Annotated in this window: 1 pseudogene; it reads left to right on the forward strand. The window is 69.5% G+C overall.

Features of this window, described 5'->3' with window-relative positions:
• Positions 1-65: 65 nt before the first annotated feature.
• Positions 66-478: pseudogene (locus IG90_RS0138790) on the forward strand (IS30 family transposase); the annotation flags it as partial.

A 478-nucleotide genomic window follows, 5' to 3' on the forward strand; every position in this document is an offset into this window, starting at 1 on the left:
ACCATGATCAACCATCCCGGGCTCGACGTCTCACCGCTTACCGCGCACGAGCTCGTTAGGACGGACTGCGCAGACGGTGGTCACCGGAGCAGATCTGTCACGCTCTGCTGACGGAGCATCCCGACGACGAGAGCATGCGGGTGAGCGTGGAGACGATCTACCAGGCGCTGTACTTCCAGGCCCGCGGCGGCCTGAAGCGGGAGGTGCAGGCAGCGGTCCGTTCCGGCCGGACCCGCCGCAAAACCCGCCGTGTCCCCGAGCGGCGCACCCCGCGGTTCATCGACCCGATGGTGATGATCAGCGACCGTCCCGCCGCCGTCGAGGACCGGGCTGTGCCCGGTCACTGGGAAGGGGACCTGATCATCGGCGCGGGCGGGCGCTCCGCGATCGCCACCCTGGTCGAGCGCCACACCCGTTACACCATGCTGGTCCAACTGCCGGGCGGAGCCCACGACGCCGAGACCGTCCGCGACGGTCT

The organism is Streptomyces anulatus, from assembly GCF_000721175.1.
Taxonomy (GTDB): domain Bacteria; phylum Actinomycetota; class Actinomycetes; order Streptomycetales; family Streptomycetaceae; genus Streptomyces; species Streptomyces anulatus_C.